19 protein-coding genes and 1 riboswitch are annotated in these 19,147 nt (G+C 50.1%); of the genes, 4 read left to right on the top strand and 15 right to left on the bottom strand.

Annotated features, from left to right (window positions below; translation table 11 throughout):
- Window positions 1-16 precede the first annotated feature (16 nt).
- Entirely contained in the window at window positions 17-817 is an 801-nt protein-coding gene (gene thiD / locus FDX24_RS21375; protein ID WP_137364889.1) for a bifunctional hydroxymethylpyrimidine kinase/phosphomethylpyrimidine kinase, read from the bottom strand.
- Complete coding sequence (gene thiM / locus FDX24_RS21370) at window positions 814-1,602, bottom strand: hydroxyethylthiazole kinase (protein WP_101742044.1); 789 nt, start codon at window positions 1,600-1,602, stop codon at window positions 814-816. The genes thiD and thiM overlap by 4 nt, the downstream gene beginning before the upstream one ends.
- 32 nt (window positions 1,603-1,634) lie before the next feature.
- Window positions 1,635-1,731: riboswitch (TPP riboswitch) on the bottom strand.
- 205 nt (window positions 1,732-1,936) lie between these two features.
- Here thiM and FDX24_RS21365 point away from each other — a divergent pair.
- The gene (locus FDX24_RS21365) at window positions 1,937-2,269 is read left to right on the top strand and encodes an RcnB family protein (protein ID WP_086523387.1); all 333 of its coding nucleotides are present in this window, start codon (window positions 1,937-1,939) and stop codon (window positions 2,267-2,269) included.
- Between the two features lie 40 nt (window positions 2,270-2,309).
- Here the strand turns inward: FDX24_RS21365 and FDX24_RS21360 are convergent, their stop codons facing one another.
- The 6 genes from FDX24_RS21360 to apbC all read right to left on the bottom strand — a co-directional run bounded on the left by FDX24_RS21360 (window position 2,310) and on the right by apbC (window position 9,013).
- Window positions 2,310-3,299, bottom strand: a complete 990-nt coding sequence (locus tag FDX24_RS21360; RefSeq protein ID WP_137364888.1) for a fimbrial protein — start codon at window positions 3,297-3,299, stop codon at window positions 2,310-2,312.
- 9 nt (window positions 3,300-3,308) lie between these two features.
- Window positions 3,309-5,789 (bottom strand): fimbrial biogenesis outer membrane usher protein, encoded by a 2,481-nt coding sequence (locus FDX24_RS21355; RefSeq protein ID WP_115601790.1) that lies wholly within the window; start codon window positions 5,787-5,789, stop codon window positions 3,309-3,311.
- A gap of 12 nt (window positions 5,790-5,801) precedes the next feature.
- The gene (locus FDX24_RS21350; protein ID WP_137364887.1) at window positions 5,802-6,485 is read right to left on the bottom strand and encodes a fimbria/pilus periplasmic chaperone; all 684 of its coding nucleotides are present in this window, start codon (window positions 6,483-6,485) and stop codon (window positions 5,802-5,804) included.
- A gap of 47 nt (window positions 6,486-6,532) precedes the next feature.
- Window positions 6,533-7,081 carry a fimbrial protein gene (locus FDX24_RS21345; RefSeq protein ID WP_137364886.1) on the bottom strand — a complete coding sequence of 183 codons (549 nt, stop codon included), beginning with the start codon at window positions 7,079-7,081 and terminating at the stop codon, window positions 6,533-6,535.
- Window positions 7,082-7,358: 277 nt separating this feature from the next.
- Window positions 7,359-7,640 carry a DUF2574 family protein gene (locus tag FDX24_RS21340; RefSeq protein WP_071887363.1) on the bottom strand — a complete coding sequence of 94 codons (282 nt, stop codon included), beginning with the start codon at window positions 7,638-7,640 and terminating at the stop codon, window positions 7,359-7,361.
- A gap of 263 nt (window positions 7,641-7,903) precedes the next feature.
- Window positions 7,904-9,013, bottom strand: a complete 1,110-nt coding sequence (apbC, locus tag FDX24_RS21335) for an iron-sulfur cluster carrier protein ApbC (protein ID WP_048211189.1) — start codon at window positions 9,011-9,013, stop codon at window positions 7,904-7,906.
- 164 nt (window positions 9,014-9,177) lie between these two features.
- Between apbC and metG the strand changes: the two genes are divergently transcribed.
- A complete protein-coding gene (gene metG, locus FDX24_RS21330; protein WP_048211188.1) occupies window positions 9,178-11,211 on the top strand; it encodes a methionine--tRNA ligase in 2,034 nt (677 codons plus the stop codon).
- A 115-nt stretch (window positions 11,212-11,326) separates the two neighbouring features.
- On the opposite strand, the gene FDX24_RS21325 is transcribed toward metG, so the two are convergent.
- From FDX24_RS21325 to FDX24_RS21315, 3 genes are read right to left on the bottom strand one after another with little or no spacing between them, the layout of a single operon-like run.
- Window positions 11,327-11,797, bottom strand: coding sequence for a DUF1456 family protein (locus tag FDX24_RS21325; protein WP_005129173.1), 471 nt, complete (start codon window positions 11,795-11,797; stop codon window positions 11,327-11,329).
- Window positions 11,798-11,843: 46 nt separating this feature from the next.
- Window positions 11,844-12,563 carry a two-component system response regulator BtsR gene (btsR, locus tag FDX24_RS21320; protein ID WP_005129174.1) on the bottom strand — a complete coding sequence of 240 codons (720 nt, stop codon included), beginning with the start codon at window positions 12,561-12,563 and terminating at the stop codon, window positions 11,844-11,846.
- Window positions 12,560-14,245, bottom strand: coding sequence for a sensor histidine kinase (locus tag FDX24_RS21315; RefSeq protein WP_061068154.1), 1,686 nt, complete (start codon window positions 14,243-14,245; stop codon window positions 12,560-12,562). Before FDX24_RS21315 ends, btsR begins: the two co-directional genes overlap by 4 nt.
- Before the next feature lie 225 nt (window positions 14,246-14,470).
- On the opposite strand from FDX24_RS21315, the gene mlrA reads away from it, so the two are divergent.
- Together mlrA and FDX24_RS21305 are read left to right on the top strand one after the other, a co-directional pair.
- A complete protein-coding gene (mlrA, locus tag FDX24_RS21310) occupies window positions 14,471-15,202 on the top strand; it encodes an HTH-type transcriptional regulator MlrA (RefSeq protein WP_048211186.1) in 732 nt (243 codons plus the stop codon).
- Window positions 15,203-15,253: 51 nt separating this feature from the next.
- Window positions 15,254-15,361 (top strand): protein YohO, encoded by a 108-nt coding sequence (locus tag FDX24_RS21305; RefSeq protein ID WP_003027354.1) that lies wholly within the window; start codon window positions 15,254-15,256, stop codon window positions 15,359-15,361.
- Here the strand turns inward: FDX24_RS21305 and FDX24_RS21300 are convergent.
- From FDX24_RS21300 to FDX24_RS21285, 4 genes are read right to left on the bottom strand one after another with little or no spacing between them, the layout of a single operon-like run.
- Entirely contained in the window at window positions 15,342-16,073 is a 732-nt protein-coding gene (locus FDX24_RS21300; RefSeq protein ID WP_115601788.1) for an ABC transporter permease, read from the bottom strand. The two genes, FDX24_RS21305 and FDX24_RS21300, sit on opposite strands and share 20 nt — an antisense overlap.
- Window positions 16,057-17,004 carry an ABC transporter ATP-binding protein gene (locus FDX24_RS21295; RefSeq protein WP_137345574.1) on the bottom strand — a complete coding sequence of 316 codons (948 nt, stop codon included), beginning with the start codon at window positions 17,002-17,004 and terminating at the stop codon, window positions 16,057-16,059. The genes FDX24_RS21300 and FDX24_RS21295 overlap by 17 nt, the downstream gene beginning before the upstream one ends.
- Window positions 16,997-18,190: an ABC transporter permease gene (locus FDX24_RS21290; RefSeq protein ID WP_137364885.1), complete on the bottom strand. Its 1,194-nt coding sequence runs from the start codon at window positions 18,188-18,190 to the stop codon at window positions 16,997-16,999. Before FDX24_RS21290 ends, FDX24_RS21295 begins: the two co-directional genes overlap by 8 nt.
- Window positions 18,178-19,095, bottom strand: a complete 918-nt coding sequence (locus FDX24_RS21285; protein WP_048211182.1) for an ABC transporter substrate-binding protein — start codon at window positions 19,093-19,095, stop codon at window positions 18,178-18,180. The genes FDX24_RS21290 and FDX24_RS21285 overlap by 13 nt, the downstream gene beginning before the upstream one ends.
- Window positions 19,096-19,147 lie beyond the last annotated feature (52 nt).

Raw genomic sequence — 19,147 nt, 5'->3', positions numbered from 1 at the left:
ATACCATTTCTGCTCATCACCACCACGCGTGGAAATGATGCACCGGACCAATCCCCTTGCCCACTTCCAGCGTATCCGCCTGCGCCAGCGCCGCAGAGAGCCACAACTTAGCCTCCTGTACCGTATCAGCCCAGTTAACATGGCGTGGACGCAGTGCCGCCAGCGCTGCTGACAACGTGCACCCCGTTCCGTGCGTATTTTTTGTCACCACCCTTGGCGCGGTGAAACGCTGTTCGCCATCGCGGGTAAACAGCCAGTCAGGGCTTTGCTCATCATCAAGATGACCCCCTTTCATTAATACCGCCTCACAGCCCAGCGCCCGCAACGCGCGCCCCTGCTCTAACATTTCCTGCTCCGTTCGGGCATGCGATGCCCCGAGCAACGCCGCCGCCTCCGGCAGATTAGGGGTAATAATCGACACTTGCGGTAACAGACGGGTACGCAGCGTTTCAACCGCAGAGGAAGACAATAGCGGATCGCCGCTTTTTGCCAACATTACCGTATCCAGTACGACGTTTTGTACCCGGTGACGCTGTAAACGTTCGGCAACGGCTTCGACAATATCGGTTTCTGCCAGCATGCCGATTTTGGTGGTATCGATGCGCACATCGCTGAACACCGAGTCCAGCTGTGCAGCAACAAAGTCAGGTTCAATGCGATACACCGACTGCACCCCGCGCGTATTTTGTGCCACCAACGCGGTAATAACTGAGCAGCCGTATGCGCCAAGCGCCGAGAAGGTTTTTAAATCGGCCTGGATACCCGCGCCACCGCTTGGATCGGTTCCGGCGATCGTTAATGCGTTAATCCGTTTCATGCTTGCTCCTGGGCGTTCAGGTTATAGAGAGCGTCGAGAAATGCCGGAACAAAACTTCCCGGTCCCGTCGATTGTTCAGTGGCGCGTTGTCCGGCTTGCTTCATCCAGCTACAGGCTGAAGCAACATTGTTCAACCGGTCGCCCTCCAGGGCGCAACTGGCTGCGACTACCGCTGACAATGCACAGCCGGTGCCCACTACGCGCGTCATCAACGGGTCACCGCCGTTCACGCAGACGGTACGCTGACCATCGGTAACATAGTCAACTTCGCCGGTCACCACGACAATGGTTCCAACCTGGCGTGCCAGTGTTTGTGCTGCCGGAAGGGCTACCGCTGGCGTATCCGTCGTGTCTACACCGCGCCCCACTCCGTTCATCCCCGCCAGCGCAAGGATTTCTGAGGCATTACCGCGAATAGCCGCTGGCTGTAGCGCCAGTAAATCCAGACAGAAGCGACGACGAAACGCCAGTGCGCCCACGGCAACGGGATCGAGCGTCCAGGGGGTTTTCGCCTGCTGCGCCTGTTCAACGGCGGCACGCATTGCCGTTGCCCGCGCCTGAGTCAGTGTCCCAACATTAATGAGCAGCGCCTGGGCAATAGCAGCAAACTGGCTGGCTTCCTCAGGTTCGATCACCATCGCGGGCGATGCGCCAAGTGCCAGTAACGTATTGGCAGTGAAGCTTTGCACAACCTCGTTGGTCATACAGTGAGTGAGGGGGGAAAGCGTTCTAAATTGGTGTAAGGTGTGGGCCGCAAGTGCGCGGCTGTGCAGGTCAGGCTGCATGGTTCAGCTCCTGCCCGCGTGAAAGAAGGGACACGAGCAGTGTCAGACTTCCCTACGCTGGCATTATCCAGATCAGGTGGTACGGGTATTTCTCAGCCTTCACGCGGAAGGGCACCCCGAGTCGTTGAAACACAAATATGATATTCAGGTTTCAGCAACAGGATACTGTCTGCACGCCATGTTGTAAATTGCAGGCCAACATTGCCTACATATCTGCACTTCATTTACACTTTTTACGAAATAACTGGGGTACACACAAAATAGTGCTTGTCAGATATCCTGTAAGCCAGAAATGATACACGACTGATTTTGATGACCCGAAGAGGTAGAAAGGATGGGTATGAAAAATAAAATGTTGCTGGGCGCACTTCTGCTTGCGAGCAGCGTCGTCTGGGCCGCGCCAGCCGCAACAGCAGCCCCCACCGGTATCGATAAGTATGAGCTGAGCAGCTTTATTGCTGACTTCACCCATTTCAAACCCGGTGACAAGGTTCCACCACTGTATCTCACCGAAGAATACACCATTAAGCAGTGGAATCTGCGCAACCTGCCCGCACCGACGCCAGGCACCCACTGGACCTATATGGGCGGCGCGTATGTGCTGGTCAATGATGCCGACGGTAAAATCATTAAAGCCTACGACGGCGAGATTTTTTATCACCGGTAAAAAAACACGCACCCTATATAAAGGGTGCGTCAATTAAATATCACTCGTATTCCGTAACAACTTTAACTCTACTTTGTACTTTACCTGGTCGAATATTTTGTCCATATACAACATATCTCCCATATAGATTTAAGTTAACGCGTTGTTCTTCTGGAGTTACATCTTTAAAATTCAAAAGATCATAGCTGGAACTATTCCCTGCACTAAAATTAATTGCTTGACTTCCATTTAGTGAGATTTCAAACCCAACATCCCCAGCACCTCCATATTCATTTTCATATTCATTCTTGAGGATATTACCTTGAATACTCTCCGACTCAAAATGATACTTAAAAGAATAAGAGGACAATCCTTTATTGCAAATAAAAGATACGTTACCTGATGTAGGTTCAAGCTTTAGATACCTGGAAGCATTATTATTCAGATCTGATATCGTAACTGCTGGGGCAGTAAGTACACCATCATTAAATCTACAAGTTTTTGTCATTTGCGTGATTTGTGGGATATAAGTTACACGATAATAATGATTCGTATTATCATGCCCGAACAAACATCCTGTTGAAAAGCATTTCTCAGGAATAAAATCTATCTGGATGCCTTCATTTATATTTTTTGCATTTTGACTTATCCCAGTAGCTTTTGAAACAACATCAAAAGTTAAGGTAATTTCTGCCTTATTTATTTTTCCTATATCCATCTCTGTAAAAGAGTTTTTTTTATCATACAAGATATGTGCAGGGTCAGAAGAAAATGTAGCCCTCAAATATATGTCACCAGCATCAGCATGGTATACATAATAGGTTTCCCTAGGAAATTCTATACTAAATACAGTTCCCCCCCCCATGTCAAATAAATTTCTACATATAGGCTTATGCGTAAATTTAAAATTGGATATATTGACAACATTGCCTTTCATATTATTAAGCTTTAATTCATCGCCAGACACATAGGTTTCAGCCCCATTAGAAATATAACAATGACTACTTGCACCAAAACTAATTAATGCAATTAAAAAAAACAAATATTTCATATCCACCTCTCACCGACAAATATAAACTTTACTTTCATCAATCGTTTTGCCGAAAGTGATTGAGCATGAAAGTCCCTGTTGTTTATCGACCGCCACTTTTATCACCGATGGCACTTCATTGGTGCGAATAAAAAGCTGGCTTCCCTGGCCTACTACGCCAATATTGTGTCCATGATTGTCTTCAACTTCATAACCAAACGTCAGCGGTAAACCATCAGGGCGCTGCGCCCGGATATACCACGGTTTACGCTGGTCAGTATCAAATGTTGTCAGCACTACCGCACCGCGATATGGCGCAACGTTCCGGCGGTTCCCCTGCAGATCGGTTTCACTATTGGTATTGGACACATCCAGCATCAGATGGTTTTCGCGATAAGGCGTTAAGCCGTCGTAAACCACCACGCCATTGTGGTCAGTGGTGCGATATTTCTGCCCGTTCACATACGCCCCTTCCAGACCAGGCGCATGCATGACGGCAAACGTTTCTGACAGTCTGTTGGCTAAATTCACGCCACCAGACCAGGCCACAAGGCCACCTGAAATACTGCCGCCAGTTTGTGTGTATTTAGACGACTGACTGTAGCTGCCGTTAAGCGTCGCAACTGGCGCATTCCACGTCAGATTGCCGCCTGCTGTTGTTTCGCTACCCTGCCGTTGATGGCTCAGATTCACCCCATAGTTAAACTGATCGCGACTGCCTGCGGTGCCCGAAAGTCCGGTATTGTTGGACGCAAAACCATCATCATCAAACGTCGTGGAATTAGACACATATAAATGCCTGCGTGGAGCGCTAATATCATCTCCCCAATCGAAAGGTATAGAGATAAAGACGTTAAAACGTTTATCTTCATGATGATCTTCATCGTAAGTCTGGCTGGCGGAAAAGGTATAGCTAATCCGTTGCCAGCTATTGGAATAACTCACCTGATAATCTTTACTGTTACCGCTCCGTCCCCAGTAATCGCGCCACAGCGTACTGAGCGAAAAAGAGCCCCAACCTTGCGGCAAAGACTGGCTGACGTTAGCCGAAAAGCTGTTTTTACGACCAAAATCATTCTGGTAATAATCCGCGATGTCGTACACATCATTTTCATCGCGATGGTAGTTGTTCTTATTGTTTGCCCAGACATGATCGTTAAATGTCCGATAATCCCGTGATGAGTAGCGATAAGCTGCCAGGCCAAAACGGGTGGCGGTTTGCGTCAAATATTTGTTATAGGCAATCTGGTAGCTCTGCCCGTCAAACACATCACCATTATCCTGTTTGCTGTGCGATTGTGTCGCATCGACGGAAATCGCGCCGATACGTGTATTCCAGCCGGTTCCAAGCGTAAACGCATTGTAGTTATCTGCCAGCATGGTGCCGCCATACAGCGTTAACAGATTATTCAGCCCGTATTGGTAGCTCATCTGCGCAAAATCGGTCTGGTTGCTGGCGCCTTCGATATGGCTACGTCCAGCGGCAAAATCATATTTTGAGACCCCCGGCTGCAGCATATTGGGCACCGCAGCGTACGGTACCAGATAGGTTGTTACCGAGCCGTCAGCCTCTTTGATACTGACGTCAAGATCCGCTCCCCCTCCAGCCAGCTGCAAATCAGCAATGGAGAACGGGCCAGGCGGAACCTCTTTCTGGTAAACCACAAAACCGTTTTGTTCGATGGTAACCAGCGCGTTGCTTTGCGCAATCCCCTGAACCAGCGGCGTAAAATTCTGCTTTGAGTTTGGCAGCATCTGCATATCGCGATACAGCCGCACGCCACGAAAGCGCACTGCGTCAAAAATATCTGATGAGGTATACATATCCCCGGCACGCAGAGTGCCCAGAATTTGCGGGATGCCACGTTCCAGATACAGGGTATTACTTTTCCACTCCCCGTTGCTGTCATCGGTTTTGTTATAGCTGGCATCGGAATGCAACTGCCAGCCCAGCAGATTTAACCCACTGGTAAAGCGCGCATAGGTACTTTTACTGTTACCAGAATCCTTATAGTCGCTGTAATACTGGCTGGCATAGTACGAGGTATAGAAGGCATTGATGCCACGATCCCAGTTTTCCGGAGGAACATAGCCATTCTCAAGCTCATCGACATACGCCTGCGGTACGCTGAGATCAAGACGAAACGTGCCGATATTCCAGGCGTAACTGCCTCCCTGTACCGCCTGCTTTAGGGTTGGGCATTCATTCTGCTGGTCCAATGCTTGTGTATTTATCCCCAGACGCGTTAATGCGTCACGGGATAAACAGGTGTCATCCGGATTATCCTTAACGGTTATTTCATACTTACCACGCCACTGCTTATTGACGTAGATATCAATATCATATTGGCCTGGCAGCGGTTGGTTATCATCGAGGCGAAAATTTGAGACTTTTTCGCCTTTCATACCGCCCATCATAAAGTGGGTGTCAAACGTATCTTCTGCGGCCTGGGCGTCAATGCCAACCAACAACAGCAGTATTGCCGAAGCAAGCGGAGTCATCCTTAACATAACCAGCTCCTGTTATTTTAGGCTGACGTTATCACTAATATAATTGCCGTGATCGTCAATAATGGTCATTTTATACTGATTGGCATTAGTATTTTTCAATGCCACATTCGCACTGGAGAGCGGAGCAAGCATAATACTTTCATTGTTGATTTTGACATTATTAGCTTTAACTTCTGTCACCGTAACCCAGTTAGCAGCATCATTTCTGATAGAATAAATATTACCACTGCGTGTTAACGCCAGTTTATGGAAAGTATTTTTATTAACGGCGGCAATACCTTTTGGCCGATAAAAAAGTTTAATTCGATTCTGCATGGCGAATTTGAGTACATTTTTTCCGGCGCTATCAGGATTATTCGGTGGAATATCCAGTACATTAAGAAAAAATAAACTCTCTTTATCGTTAGGCAGCGTATTCGGCATTTTTTTAATTTTCAGTTGCTGGCCTGAATCTCCGGGAATCTTCGCTACTGGAGGTGTAAGCATAAAGGGTACGTTAATTTTTTCCGGCGGTAATGACGTATTGCCGTCATCAATCCATGATTGCACCAGTGACGAACGCTCCCCTTGGTTCATCAACTGTACCAGAACTTCATTTTTTTCTGCTGGGTAGATTACGCGAGTACCATAAATCACGATCCCTGCGTGTCCAGAAAAAGAGCATATCACAAGCATTGAGATAAATATTCGTTTCATACGGTGCCATCCAAAATAATGCCGGTAATAATTACCGGCAAAATAATTTATTCAGCCGAAACAGAAAAAGTGACTGTGGCGCTAAGTTGACCATTTTTAACCGGATTTAAATTCAATCGAGAATAGTCGGCATCAAAATTCAAAGTATAGATCTCCCCTTCCACTCCCAGCTTTTTATTTAAAGATGAAATATCAATAACGCCAGTTTTATCAATATGCTTTTCGTCAATTTTAAGTTTGAAACCAACGTTAGTATCCGCCCCTGTTGACGGTTTAATAATGCCGCCATCACCAAAAACAACATTTGTGATATTAATGCTTGTTAAATTCGAATTCCCAGGGCAAATTATCTTCATATTTGTTGTTTTTTGGGCATTGCCTTCAACCACCTCCCCGACCGCTTTATTGGCGAAAAGTGATGCATCAACGGCATTCAATTGAAGAATTTCAGAGTCTTTGCCACTGTCAAAATAGCAAGAAGATCCTTTAATTTCCCCATTAATAGTTAGAGTACCCTCTTCATTATTAGCAGCAAAAACCCCAGCGCTCATAAATACAGCAGACAGAACAGCAGCAGAAATAATTGAACGTTTCATAATATCTTCCTTAATGAATTAATTTCGATTTGTTAAGAGGGGTTATCTCTTGAAATTAAATTCTCACAGGTGAAACGTTGCCGCAATGTAAACACGTTGTTTTATTGATTTAAAACAAGTTACAAATCGCAATATACATGTAACAAATAAATCAGGATTTGTATTATTTTCAGAATTAATAAATTTATGCGATTAACTGTCTGGAGAAATTTATTCTATGCATAGAAAACCACATATCATTCATTAAAATGATATGTGGTTAATAAAGGCGTTCTTTTTAATCGTAGCGATTGAGTACGATCTGTCGCGTGGTATCGCCAGGGACTGTAACCATTTCCGTCACCACCCCACGTGCAGGTGAAGAAGCGACATTGTTAACAGTTGAAAAATGGAACGTCTTACCACACCGCTGTTGCACGTCGTTATTCACAACATCGGTACTACAGGTTGGTTCGGTTACTCGTCCACTGATTGTTAAGGTCGCGGTATCGGAAGCAAACGCAGATGCACTTATTCCATAAGTCAGAATTATAGTTCCCATCAGCGAGCTAATTTTCATTTTTATCGTCACCTCTGTGGTTAACATCAAATAACATGCAGATGGCCTGTCAGCGTAATACGGGTGAAACGCGCTGTTCAATCCAATGGAAATTATAGATTAATGAGATCAATTTGATCAATTCTAATGATGCATTGAGGGCGTTCATTCAGAAAAAGACATGGTTTATTAAGGCAGGATGAAATATATCGTGGACTTTTTAGCTCGATATATTCACCACATCAATATATCATTGATGTGGTGAATATTTGTAACACTGTTAATTACACGGCGCGGAAGGCGATCTCACCAGGGATAACTTCTCCCTGCCAGTAAAGCTGGGCAGCAACACGCCCTGCCAGGCTGCGGTAAATCGCGGTGAATTCACTGTCGGGACGACTGATAACCGTCGGCATACCGCGGTCGAGATCTTCACGCAAGGAAATATGCAGCGGCATTTGTCCCAGCAGTTGGGTGTGATACTGCTCGGCCAGTTTCTGCGCGCCACCCGTGCCGAAAATCGGTTCATGATGACCGCAGTTGCTGCAAATATGCATGCTCATATTTTCAACAATACCCAGCACTGGTACTTCCACTTTTTCGAACATCACGATGCCTTTTTTCGCATCGATCAGCGCAATGTCCTGCGGCGTAGTCACCACAACAGCACCCGTTACCGGAATGTTCTGCGCCAGCGTCAACTGGATGTCACCCGTACCCGGCGGCATATCCAGTACCAGGTAATCCAGATCCGGCCATAAGGTTTCCTGCAGCATCTGCAGCAGCGCTTTGCTGGCCATTGGACCACGCCACACCATCGCGTTATCGTCAGTGACCAGATAACCAATGGAGTTCGTCGCCAGACCGTGAGACATGATCGGCGCCATATGGGTGCCATCTGGCGAGGTTGGACGCTGGTTTTCCGCGCCGAGCATTGTCGGGATAGACGGGCCATAAATATCGGCGTCCAGAATACCTACCTTCGCTCCTTCCGCAGCCAGCGCCAGCGCCAGGTTCACGGCGGTAGAGGATTTACCCACACCACCTTTGCCGGAACTAACGGCAATGATGTTTTTCACACCATTTATGCCCGGCTGGTTTTTCACACGCTTCAGCGTCGCGATGTTATGCGACAGTTTCCAGTCGATCGCTTTCGCTCCGGTAATGCGCAGCAGATCGGCGCTACATTGCTCTTTTAAGTCCTCAAACGCGCTATGCCAGACAAACGGCATGACCAGCTCAACGTGCAACGTGTCATCCATCCAGGCGACGTGATGCAACGCTTTAAGCGTCGTCAGATTATGCTTCAGGGTTGAATGCTGAAAATTCGCCAGCGTCCCGGCAACCATCGCGCGCAGGGTCTCTGGTGATTTGGCCTGGGATTGTGCGTTCATCCCGACTCCTTTTTGTTGTTCTGAATATACAATAGTCACCAGGTAGTTTACTCCAACCGCAACAATTATTCATTTACGGATAAATGCCCTTATCGCTTGGCGCAGTAATTACCATTTTGGTACTATCAAAGCCCTTTTCACTACAAAAGAAGTAATTGCCCACTATGACTCAAGTCGCGAAGAAAATTCTGGTAACGTGCGCGCTGCCGTACGCCAACGGCTCAATCCACCTCGGCCATATGCTGGAGCACATCCAGGCTGATGTCTGGGTCCGTTACCAGCGAATGCGCGGCCACCAGGTTAACTTCATCTGCGCGGACGACGCACACGGTACGCCAATCATGCTGAAAGCACAGCAGCTTGGGATCACACCAGAGCAGATGATCGGTGAAATGAGTCAGGAGCATCAGACTGATTTTGCAGGTTTTGACATTAGCTATGACAACTACCACTCAACGCACAGCGAAGAGAACCGTGAGCTGTCTGAGCTGATTTACACACGCCTGAAGGAGAACGGTTTTATTAAGAACCGTACGATTTCCCAGCTTTACGACCCGGAAAAAGGTATGTTCCTGCCGGATCGTTTCGTTAAAGGCACCTGCCCGAAATGTAAATCTCCGGATCAGTACGGCGATAACTGTGAAGTCTGCGGCGCAACCTACAGCCCGACTGAACTTATCGAGCCGAAATCCGTTGTGTCTGGCGCGACGCCGGTAATGCGTGACTCCGAGCACTTTTTCTTTGACCTGCCGTCGTTCAGCGAAATGCTGCAGGCGTGGACGCGCAGCGGCGCGTTGCAGGAGCAAGTGGCGAACAAAATGCAGGAGTGGTTTGAATCCGGCCTGCAGCAGTGGGATATTTCCCGCGATTCACCGTACTTCGGTTTTGAAATTCCGAACGCACCGGGCAAGTATTTCTACGTCTGGCTGGATGCGCCAATTGGCTACATGGGCTCGTTCAAAAACCTGTGCGACAAGCGTGGCGACACAACCAGCTTTGATGAGTACTGGAAGAAAGATTCCGACGCCGAGCTGTATCACTTCATCGGTAAAGATATCGTCTACTTCCACAGCCTGTTCTGGCCTGCCATGCTGGAAGGCAGTAATTTCCGTAAGCCGACCAACCTGTTCGTTCACGGGTATGTGACGGTAAACGGCGCGAAGATGTCCAAGTCTCGCGGTACCTTCATTAAAGCCAGCACCTGGCTGAAACACTTTGATGCCGACAGTTTGCGTTACTACTACACCGCGAAACTCTCTTCGCGCATTGATGATATCGACCTGAACCTGGAAGATTTTGTTCAGCGCGTTAACGCCGATATCGTCAACAAAGTAGTGAACCTGGCGTCCCGTAACGCAGGATTTATTGCGAAACGCTTTGACGGCATTCTGGCTGCTGAACTGGCCGATCCGGCACTGTACAAAACCTTTACCGACGCCGCAGCGGTAATTGGCGAAGCGTGGGAAAGCCGTGAATTCGGGAAAGCAATCCGCGAAATCATGGCGCTGGCCGACGTGGCGAACCGCTACGTTGACGAACAGGCACCGTGGGTCGTGGCTAAACAGGAAGGCCGTGACGCCGACCTGCAGGCAATTTGCTCCATGGGTATTAACCTGTTCCGCGTTCTGATGACGTACCTGAAACCGGTACTGCCGACGCTTGCTGAACGTGTTGAGGCATTCCTGAACAGCGACCTGTCCTGGGATGCCATTGAGCAACCGCTGCTCGGTCACAAGGTCAACACCTTTAAGGCGCTCTACAACCGTATCGACATGAAACAGGTAGAAGCGCTGGTGGAAGCCTCCAAAGAAGAAGTGAAAGCCGCAGCCACACCGGTGACCGGCCCGCTGGCGGATGACCCTATCCAGGACACTATCACCTTTGACGATTTCGCCAAAGTTGATCTGCGCGTGGCGCTGATTGAAAACGCCGAGTTCGTGGAAGGTTCCGACAAACTGCTGCGCCTGACGCTGGATCTTGGCGGTGAGAAGCGTAACGTCTTCTCCGGGATTCGCTCCGCCTACCCGGATCCGCAAGCCCTGATTGGTCGCCAGACTATTATGGTGGCGAACCTGGCGCCGCGTAAGATGCGCTTCGGTATCTCTGAAGGGATGGTGATGGCAGCAGGCCCTGGCGGAAAAGACATCTTCCTGTTAAGCCCGGATGACGGTGCGAAACCTGGTCAGCAGGTGAAATAACAAAAAAGCCGGAGATTATCTCCGGCTTTTTTTTGTTTTTTTCCGGCTGTCGGCTTCGCCTTACCCGGCCTACAAATCCCGTAGGTCCTGCAAGCACCGCGCCGCTGGCCAAAAATCACGACTTCGCGTTATGTACTCGCGCAGTTAAACCGCGCAAGAAATAGCGCAAGAATTGATCGCCACATTCGCGATAATTTTTATGGTCCGGTGCACGCATCATCGCGGTGATTTCCGGCATCGATACGCGAAATTTCTGTTCGGTCATGATGGCCAGAATATCATCAGTTTTCAGTGAAAACGCGATACGCAGTTTTTTCAGCACCGTATTGTTGTTAACACGACGTTCAATCGCCAGTTCCGGCGCAGAATCATCTTTGCCACGCAGATGATAGATAAGACCGTTCAGGAAACCGGAGAGAATGATATCCGGGCAGCGAACAAACCCGTCCTCATCTTCTTTTGTCATCCAGGTGTCGAAACCTGCTGAGGTGGATTCCATCTCAGCAAGCGCAAGAATGCGCACCATATCGTTATTGTTCGCTTTCAGGGTGTAGCGCAGGCTACGAAGAATATCGTTACTTAGCATAGAGCCTTCAACTGTCGGTGATGCAATAGCGCGCAGTGTACCAGTTTTACAGGCCAATCGCCTCTTTTAGACTTTTGAGGTACCGACGGCTCACCGGGACAGTCAGTCCGTTACGTAAAATCAGCTCAGCCTGACCGTTATCTTCCAGACGGATCTCCTGCAAATGGGCCATGTTGACCAGGTATTGTCGGTGGCAGCGCAGCAGCGGAGTACGGCTCTCCAGCGTTCTGAGCGTCAGCTCGGTGAATCCTTCTTTGCCATCGCTACTGGTCACATAAACGCCGCTCATCCGACTGCTGACAAACGCCACATCATCCATTTGCAGCAGATAGATTCGGCTATGACCGCTACATGGAATGAACTTAAGCGCCTGCTGATGTTCCGGCAGTAACGACACATCCTGCTTCGTGCGCTCCTGACGTAAACGGATCAGCGTTTTCTCCAGCCGCGTTTCTTCAATCGGCTTAAGCAGATAATCAAAGGCATGTTCTTCAAAGGCTTTCACTGCATATTCGTCAAAAGCGGTGAGAAAAACGATATACGGGCGATGCTCGGGATCCAGCATACCCACCATTTCCAGCCCGCTGATACGCGGCATCTGGATATCGAGGAACAGCACATCCGGACGCAGCTTATGTACTGCACCAATGGCCTCTACCGCATTCGAACACTCTCCGACTATCTCGATGTCGCTTTGCTCCTGTAACAGGATCCGCAGGTTCTCGCGCGCTAACGGTTCATCATCGACAATCAGCACTTTGATCATGCCAGTTCCTCCAGGGGAAGTCGTAAAGTAATTCGGGTAAAGAGGTCAGGCTCACAGGCTACGCTGATGCCAAAATCATCGCCAAACCGTTCCCGCAGGCGTTTGTCCACCAGACTCATTCCAAGCCCGCTGGACTCAGTCGTGGGCTGATACAGTCCGGCATTATCTTCAATATCCAGCATCAGATACTGCCCTTCCTGACGAGCCGTGATAGAGACTTCTCCGGTATCAAGTAGCTGGGAAGTGCCATGCTTAATCGCATTCTCGACTATCGGTTGCAGAGTAAACGCAGGCAATTGCTGATACGCAAGCGCTTCCGGGACCGTTAAGGTCACCTGCAGACGGGACTGGAATCGTGCCTTTTCAATTTGCAGATAGGCATTTACGTGTTCAATTTCATCAGCCAGCGTCACAATTTCCGACGGTCGTTTTAAATTCTTACGAAAGAAAGTCGAGAGATATTGCACCAGTTGGCTGGCCTGTTCGCTGTCACGACGGATCACGGCTTTAATCGTATTCAACGCGTTAAACAGAAAATGGGGATTAACCTGAGCGTGCAGAAGTTTGATTTCTGACTGCGTCAGCATCGCTTTTTGTCGCTCATATTGTCCGGCCAGGATTTGCGCGGAAAGCAACTGAGCGATCCCTTCTCCCAGCGTGCGGTTAATTGAGCTAAAGAGACGGTTTTTAGCTTCATACAGTTTAATCGTCCCCATCACCCGCTGGTTTTCACCACGCAACGGGATCACCAGCGTCGACCCTAATTTGCATTGCGGATGCAATGAACAGCGATAAGGCACTTCATTACCATCGGCATACACGACTTCTCCAGTTTCAATCGCCCGTTGAGTATATGAAGAGGATATGGGCTTGCCTGGCAGGTGATGGTCATCACCAATGCCGGTAAACGCCAGTAGCTTCTCGCGGTCAGTAATCGCCACCGCACCGATATCCAACTCTTCATACAGCACCTGAGCGACCTTCATGCTGTTAACCTCGTTAAATCCCTGTCGCAGAATCCCCTCCGTAGAGGCGGCAACTTTTAGCGCAGTGGCAGAAAACGCCGAGGTGTATTTTTCAAACATCGCGCGTTTGTCGAGCAGAATACGCATAAACAACGCAGCGCCAACGGTATTGGTCACCATCATCGGCGCGGCAATGTTACTGACCAGGTGCAAGGCATCCTCAAAGGGACGCGCAATCAGCAAAATGATCAGCATCTGCACCAGCTCGGCGACAAAGGTAATCGCGCCCGCAGTCAGTGGACTAAACACTTTATCAGTACGGCCACGTCGGGTAAGGACACTGTGTACCAGTCCCCCAAGCAGGCCTTCCACGATGGTCGAAATCATGCAACTGAGCGCCGTCATGCCCCCCATCGAATAGCGATGAAGACCGCCGGTCAGGCCAACAAGTCCCCCAACAACAGGACCGCCAAGCAGACCGCCCATCACCGCGCCGATGGCGCGAGTATTCGCAATGGAGTCTTCAATATGCAGCCCAAAGTAGGTGCCCATGATGCAAAAGATGGAGAATGTGACGTAACACAGAAGTTTGTGCGGCAGTCGTATAGTGACCTGCATCAGCGGGATAAACAGGCGCGTCTTGCTCATTAGCCACGCGATAACGAGAAACACGCACATCTGCTGAAGCAGCAGCAACACCAGATTAAACTCGTACATACCCGCCAACCACACATTTCTTAAAAGCGCGTAACATACATGGGCTGCGCGTAACTTTCTTTGAACTGTTGCAAAAAAACAGGAATTTGTGAGAACGATCACTCGAAAGCGCGAGTATGACGACAATCTCACCCTCCTTTTGATCAAAAAACAGACAAAACTACCTGGTTCGCAAAAGAGCGTCTAAAGTAAAACTGGGACCTCGCGAGCAAGAGTGAGACAACGATGGCGCTTTACACGATAGGTGAAGTGGCTTTGCTTTGTGATATCAACCCTGTCACTTTACGTGCATGGCAGAGGCGTTACGGATTACTAAAACCTCAGCGTACAGACGGGGGGCATCGCCTGTTTAACGATGCGGACATTGACAGGATCCGTGAGATAAAACGCTGGATAAATAATGGCGTTCAGGTCAGTAAAGTTAAAATGTTACTCAGCAATGAGAACATTGATGTGCATAACGGTTGGCGTGAGCAACAAGAAACGCTATTGAGCTATTTGCAAAGTAACAATTTGCACAGCCTCAGGTTGTGGATCAAAGAGCGTGGTCAGGATTACCCTGCGCAAACGCTCAATACGCATTTGTTTATTCCCTTACGCCGACGTCTGCAATGCCAGCAGCCCATTCTTCAGGCGCTATTGGGGATCCTTGACGGTGTGCTCATCAATTATATTGCGATTTGCCTTGCCTCGGCGCGTAAAAAGCAGGGTAAAGATGCCCTGGTAGTCGGCTGGAATATCCACGATACCACCCGCTTATGGCTGGAAGGCTGGGTTGCCAGCCAGCAAGGATGGCGTGTTGATGTACTGGCCCACTCGCTCAATCAGCTACGGCCCGAACTGTTTGAAGGACGCACCCTGCTCGTCTGGTGCGGAGAGAACCAAACCCCTGCACAACACCAACAACTGGATGAGTGGCGCGCGTTAGGTCACGATATTTATCCACTCGGTATTTAATATTTTATTAACAAACGTGTACAATCCTTGAATTCACATAAGGAGTACAAAATGAGCGCAGCTAAAATCGGTGTTATAACCCTCTTCCTGCTGATGGCCATCGGTGGTATCGGCGGCGTGATGCTGGCAGGTTATACCTTTATTTTACGTGCCGGGTAAGGTAGTACGCTAATCGCTCAAACCCGCGATCGACAATGACTGCGGCCAATGCGACCAGCAGCGCCCCCTGGATCACATAGGCGGTATTAAACCCGCTTAACCCGATAATAATCGGTGTTCCTAACGTATTCGCACCAACGGTAGAGGCAATCGTTGCGGTGCCAATATTAATAATCACTGACGTGCGAATCCCGGCCAGAATAACCGGTGCCGCGAGCGGAAGTTCGATTTTGCGTAGCCGCTGCCCCTGACTCATGCCCATCCCGCTGGCGATATCTATTACGCTGGCAGAGATCCCTCCCAGCCCTGCCAGCGTTGCCTGTAAGATCGGTAACACCCCATACAGGATCAGCGCGATAATCGCAGGCTCCGGGCCAAACCCCATCACCGGTACGGCGATCGCCAGCACCGCAACCGGCGGAAAAGTTTGCCCCACCGCGGCAATCGTTTCAACCAAAGGTCTGAACTCTACTCCCCATGAGCGGGTTACCGCTACACCTGCCCCAACGCCAATAATGACAGCAATCAGGCTTGAAATGCCCACCAGCGTGAAATGCGCCAGCGCCAGTGCCATAAAGCTCTCTTGCTGATAAACAGGGCGCGGCAATTGGGGAAACAACGCGCTGAACAGTGTCTGGCTGTGGGGCAATCCCACCAGCAACACCAGGAACAACGCAATGAGCCACAGCAGAGGATCAAACAGATGTTTCACTGTGCGGTGTCTCCGAAAGCAGATCGTGAAAATGCAACGTACCACGGGCCACGCCATGGGCATTAACCACCGGCAACGCATCACAGCCACGGGCGACAAAAACAGATAACGCATCACGTAACGTCATCTCGTCCACCAACGGCTCACCGGCCAACTGTTCACCACGGCGGGTAAAATCTCCCACCGTGCGCAATGACAGCAGTCTTACACCCAGTTCACTGTGGCCAAAAAAGGTCCGCACGAAATCATTCACCGGAGCCGTCAACATCGACAGCGGCGTGCCCTGCTGCACCACCTGGCCCGCATCCATTAACACCAGGTGCTCCGCCAGTCTCAGCGCTTCATCGATATCATGCGTCACCAACACGATGGTACGACCCAACAGACGGTGGATACGCGTCATCTCCTGCTGTAGCGCACTGCGTGTTACCGGATCCAGCGCGCCAAAAGGTTCGTCCATCAGCAGGACCTGAGGGTCAGCCGCCAGCGCGCGTGCCACACCGACCCGCTGCTGTTGGCCGCCGGAAAGCTGATGCGGATAGCGGTGACGCAAATCCGCTTCCAGCCCCAGCAACGCCATCAGTTCTTCTGTTCGGTCATCAATACGTGCACGTGACCACTTCTGCAGCTGTGGTACGGTGGCAATGTTCTGGGCGACAGTCCAGTGTGGAAATAAGCCAATCGACTGGATGGCATAGCCCATACGTCGTCTTAATTCCAGCACCGGCAGGCTACGGATCTCTTCCCCGGCAAAACGGATCTGCCCACTGTCATGCTCGACCAGCCGGTTGATCATTTTCAACGTGGTGGATTTCCCCGAACCGGAGGTCCCAATCAATACCGAAAAGCTCCCTTCGCCTAAATGCAGATTGAGATCGCTCACGGCCTGTTGCTGGTTATAGGTTTTATTGACATGGCTAAATTCAATCATCGTTTGTCACCTTCAGCAGCGCTAAGCCTAAATCAAACAGCGCATCAATCAGCACTGCCAGTACCACCACCGGAATCACACCCAGTAGCACTAAATCAACGGCGCTACTGAGCAGTCCCTGAAAGACCAACGCGCCAAATCCGCCAGCCCCTATCAATGCGGCAATGACCGCCATCCCCACCGTCTGTACCATCACCACCCGCAAGCTACGCAGGAAAACGGGTAGCGCTAACGGAAGCTGCACCGAAAGAAAACGCTGACGCGCGCTCATCCCCATCGCCCGCGCACTTTCCATCACATCACGCGGAACCTGATTCAGCCCAGCCACCACGCCACGAACCAGTGGCAATAAGGCATACAGCACCAGCGCAATCAGCGCCGGCGTCAGGCCCGTTCCCGCTACGCCGAGCGAGCTAAGCCACGGGAAATGCTTAACCAGTCCGGCAAGCGGCGCGATCAACAAACCAAACAACGCGACGGAGGGGATCGTCTGGATGACATTCAGCACAGCAAATATTGGCCCCTGACGCGAAGCAGAAAAGGTGCACCAGATACCCAGCGGCACGCCAATACACAGCGCAGGCACCACAGTACCGAACAGAATAGTCAGGTGCTGCGCCAGAGCATCATCAAAGACATCATGGCGGTTGGCATATTCTTTGAGCAGAGAAAGATCGTTAAGGGTGCCGGTCAGCAGCAGCGCCACTGGCACAATGACAATTTGCGCATGCAGCACCCAGCGCCACAGCGGCTGAGCGGTGATACGCCGAATGGCGTCACTGCCAGCCAGCAACAACACCCCTACCCCAAGCCAGAAACCGCTCCCCAGGCTGGTTCTGGCGACAGAAGTTCCCGTCTGAGCCAGATGCGTTGCCGTTTTCCCGGCCATAAACAACGCCGCTATCACCAGTAACTGGACAACAACCAGCGTCAATACACTGCCGGATTTACCGGGTATGAAGCATAGAACCACGAGCAGTAAAAGTGTCGCCGCCAGTCCCCACGCCATGTGGGGCCAGACCTCCCAGAGTTGGCGACCTTCACCGGAAACCAGACGATTAGGGGCATAACTGATGAAAGGAAGCGCGGCTGCGGCCACGGTCAGGACCACCAGCAGCAACAGCACCCGATTAACGGATATCTTCGACACAACACTCACCTGCTGCAAATCCGTTACTTCACCCATCCTTTTTGCTTCAGGTAATCTGCCGCGACTTTTTTCGCATCCAGCCCCTCAACGGCGATACTGGCGTTGAGCTGCTGCAGCGTTTTTTCATCCAGGCTGGCAAATACCGGCTGTAGCCATTCCCCCATTTGCGGGTAGTCTTTCAGCACCGACTCACGCACGACGGGCGCTGGCGCGTAAATCGGCTGAACCCCTTTAGGATCGCTTAATGTTTGCAGCCCCAGCGCGGCAACAGGGCCATCGGTTCCGTAAGCCATTGCGGCATTAACTCCGGAGGTCTGCTGCGCCGCAGCTTTAATTGTCACCGCAGTATCGCCCCCTGCCAGCGACAACAATTGGTTCTGATTGAGTTTGAAGTCATACGCTTTTTCAAATGCGGGCAGCGCGTCTGCACGCTCAATAAACTCAGCAGAGGCCGCCAGTTTGAACGTCCCCCCCTCTTTCAGGTAGCGGCCTAAATCCGCAAGAGAGACAAGTTTGTTTTTTTCAGCGATATCCTGACGTACTGCAATAGTCCAGGTATTGTTGGCTGGCGCAGGCGTTAGCCAAATCAGTTTATTTTGCTCAGCGTCCAGTTTTTTCACTTTGTCGAAACCGGCCTGCGCATTTTTCCACGCGGGGTCGTTTTCATCTTTAAAAAAGAATGCGCCATTGCCGGTATATTCCGGATAAATATCCAGTTCACCGGAAGTGATGGCCCCACGCACCACGGGCGTAGTGCCCAGTTGTACTTTATTGACAGTTTTCACGCCGTGGCTCTCAAGCACCTGCAAAATAATATTGCCGAGCAGCGCCCCTTCGGTATCAATTTTTGACCCCACAGTGACGGGTGACGCGGCCTGTAAAGGCAAGCTTATCGTGGCCAGTAACGCCAGCGAACCCACCCATACCTTTGAGATTATCATGCTGCTCTCCTCATCCTTTTGCTGCCCTTTTCAGAGACTTGAGGAAAAAGCA

Origin of the sequence: Citrobacter sp. wls716 (genome assembly GCF_005280975.1) — a bacterium.
In the GTDB taxonomy this organism is placed as follows: domain Bacteria; phylum Pseudomonadota; class Gammaproteobacteria; order Enterobacterales; family Enterobacteriaceae; genus Citrobacter; species Citrobacter youngae.
The sequence above is the reverse complement of the archived record's forward strand: the minus strand, read 5'-3'. Positions and strand labels throughout refer to the sequence as shown.

Coding starts and splice junctions, on each gene's coding strand:
- FDX24_RS21315 (WP_061068154.1), bottom strand. CDS start 14,245: ATGTACGAGTTTAATCTGGTGTTGCTGCTGCTTCAGCAGATGTGCGTG.
- FDX24_RS21355 (WP_115601790.1), bottom strand. CDS start 5,789: ATGTTAAGGATGACTCCGCTTGCTTCGGCAATACTGCTGTTGTTGGTT.
- btsR (WP_005129174.1), bottom strand. CDS start 12,563: ATGATCAAAGTGCTGATTGTCGATGATGAACCGTTAGCGCGCGAGAAC.
- FDX24_RS21345 (WP_137364886.1), bottom strand. CDS start 7,081: ATGAAACGTTCAATTATTTCTGCTGCTGTTCTGTCTGCTGTATTTATG.
- thiM (WP_101742044.1), bottom strand. CDS start 1,602: ATGCAGCCTGACCTGCACAGCCGCGCACTTGCGGCCCACACCTTACAC.
- mlrA (WP_048211186.1), top strand. CDS start 14,471: ATGGCGCTTTACACGATAGGTGAAGTGGCTTTGCTTTGTGATATCAAC.
- FDX24_RS21340 (WP_071887363.1), bottom strand. CDS start 7,640: ATGAAAATTAGCTCGCTGATGGGAACTATAATTCTGACTTATGGAATA.
- FDX24_RS21295 (WP_137345574.1), bottom strand. CDS start 17,004: ATGATTGAATTTAGCCATGTCAATAAAACCTATAACCAGCAACAGGCC.
- thiD (WP_137364889.1), bottom strand. CDS start 817: ATGAAACGGATTAACGCATTAACGATCGCCGGAACCGATCCAAGCGGT.
- FDX24_RS21350 (WP_137364887.1), bottom strand. CDS start 6,485: ATGAAACGAATATTTATCTCAATGCTTGTGATATGCTCTTTTTCTGGA.
- FDX24_RS21360 (WP_137364888.1), bottom strand. CDS start 3,299: ATGAAATATTTGTTTTTTTTAATTGCATTAATTAGTTTTGGTGCAAGT.
- FDX24_RS21305 (WP_003027354.1), top strand. CDS start 15,254: ATGAGCGCAGCTAAAATCGGTGTTATAACCCTCTTCCTGCTGATGGCC.
- FDX24_RS21290 (WP_137364885.1), bottom strand. CDS start 18,190: ATGGGTGAAGTAACGGATTTGCAGCAGGTGAGTGTTGTGTCGAAGATA.
- FDX24_RS21285 (WP_048211182.1), bottom strand. CDS start 19,095: ATGATAATCTCAAAGGTATGGGTGGGTTCGCTGGCGTTACTGGCCACG.
- FDX24_RS21365 (WP_086523387.1), top strand. CDS start 1,937: ATGGGTATGAAAAATAAAATGTTGCTGGGCGCACTTCTGCTTGCGAGC.
- metG (WP_048211188.1), top strand. CDS start 9,178: ATGACTCAAGTCGCGAAGAAAATTCTGGTAACGTGCGCGCTGCCGTAC.
- FDX24_RS21325 (WP_005129173.1), bottom strand. CDS start 11,797: ATGCTAAGTAACGATATTCTTCGTAGCCTGCGCTACACCCTGAAAGCG.
- apbC (WP_048211189.1), bottom strand. CDS start 9,013: ATGAACGCACAATCCCAGGCCAAATCACCAGAGACCCTGCGCGCGATG.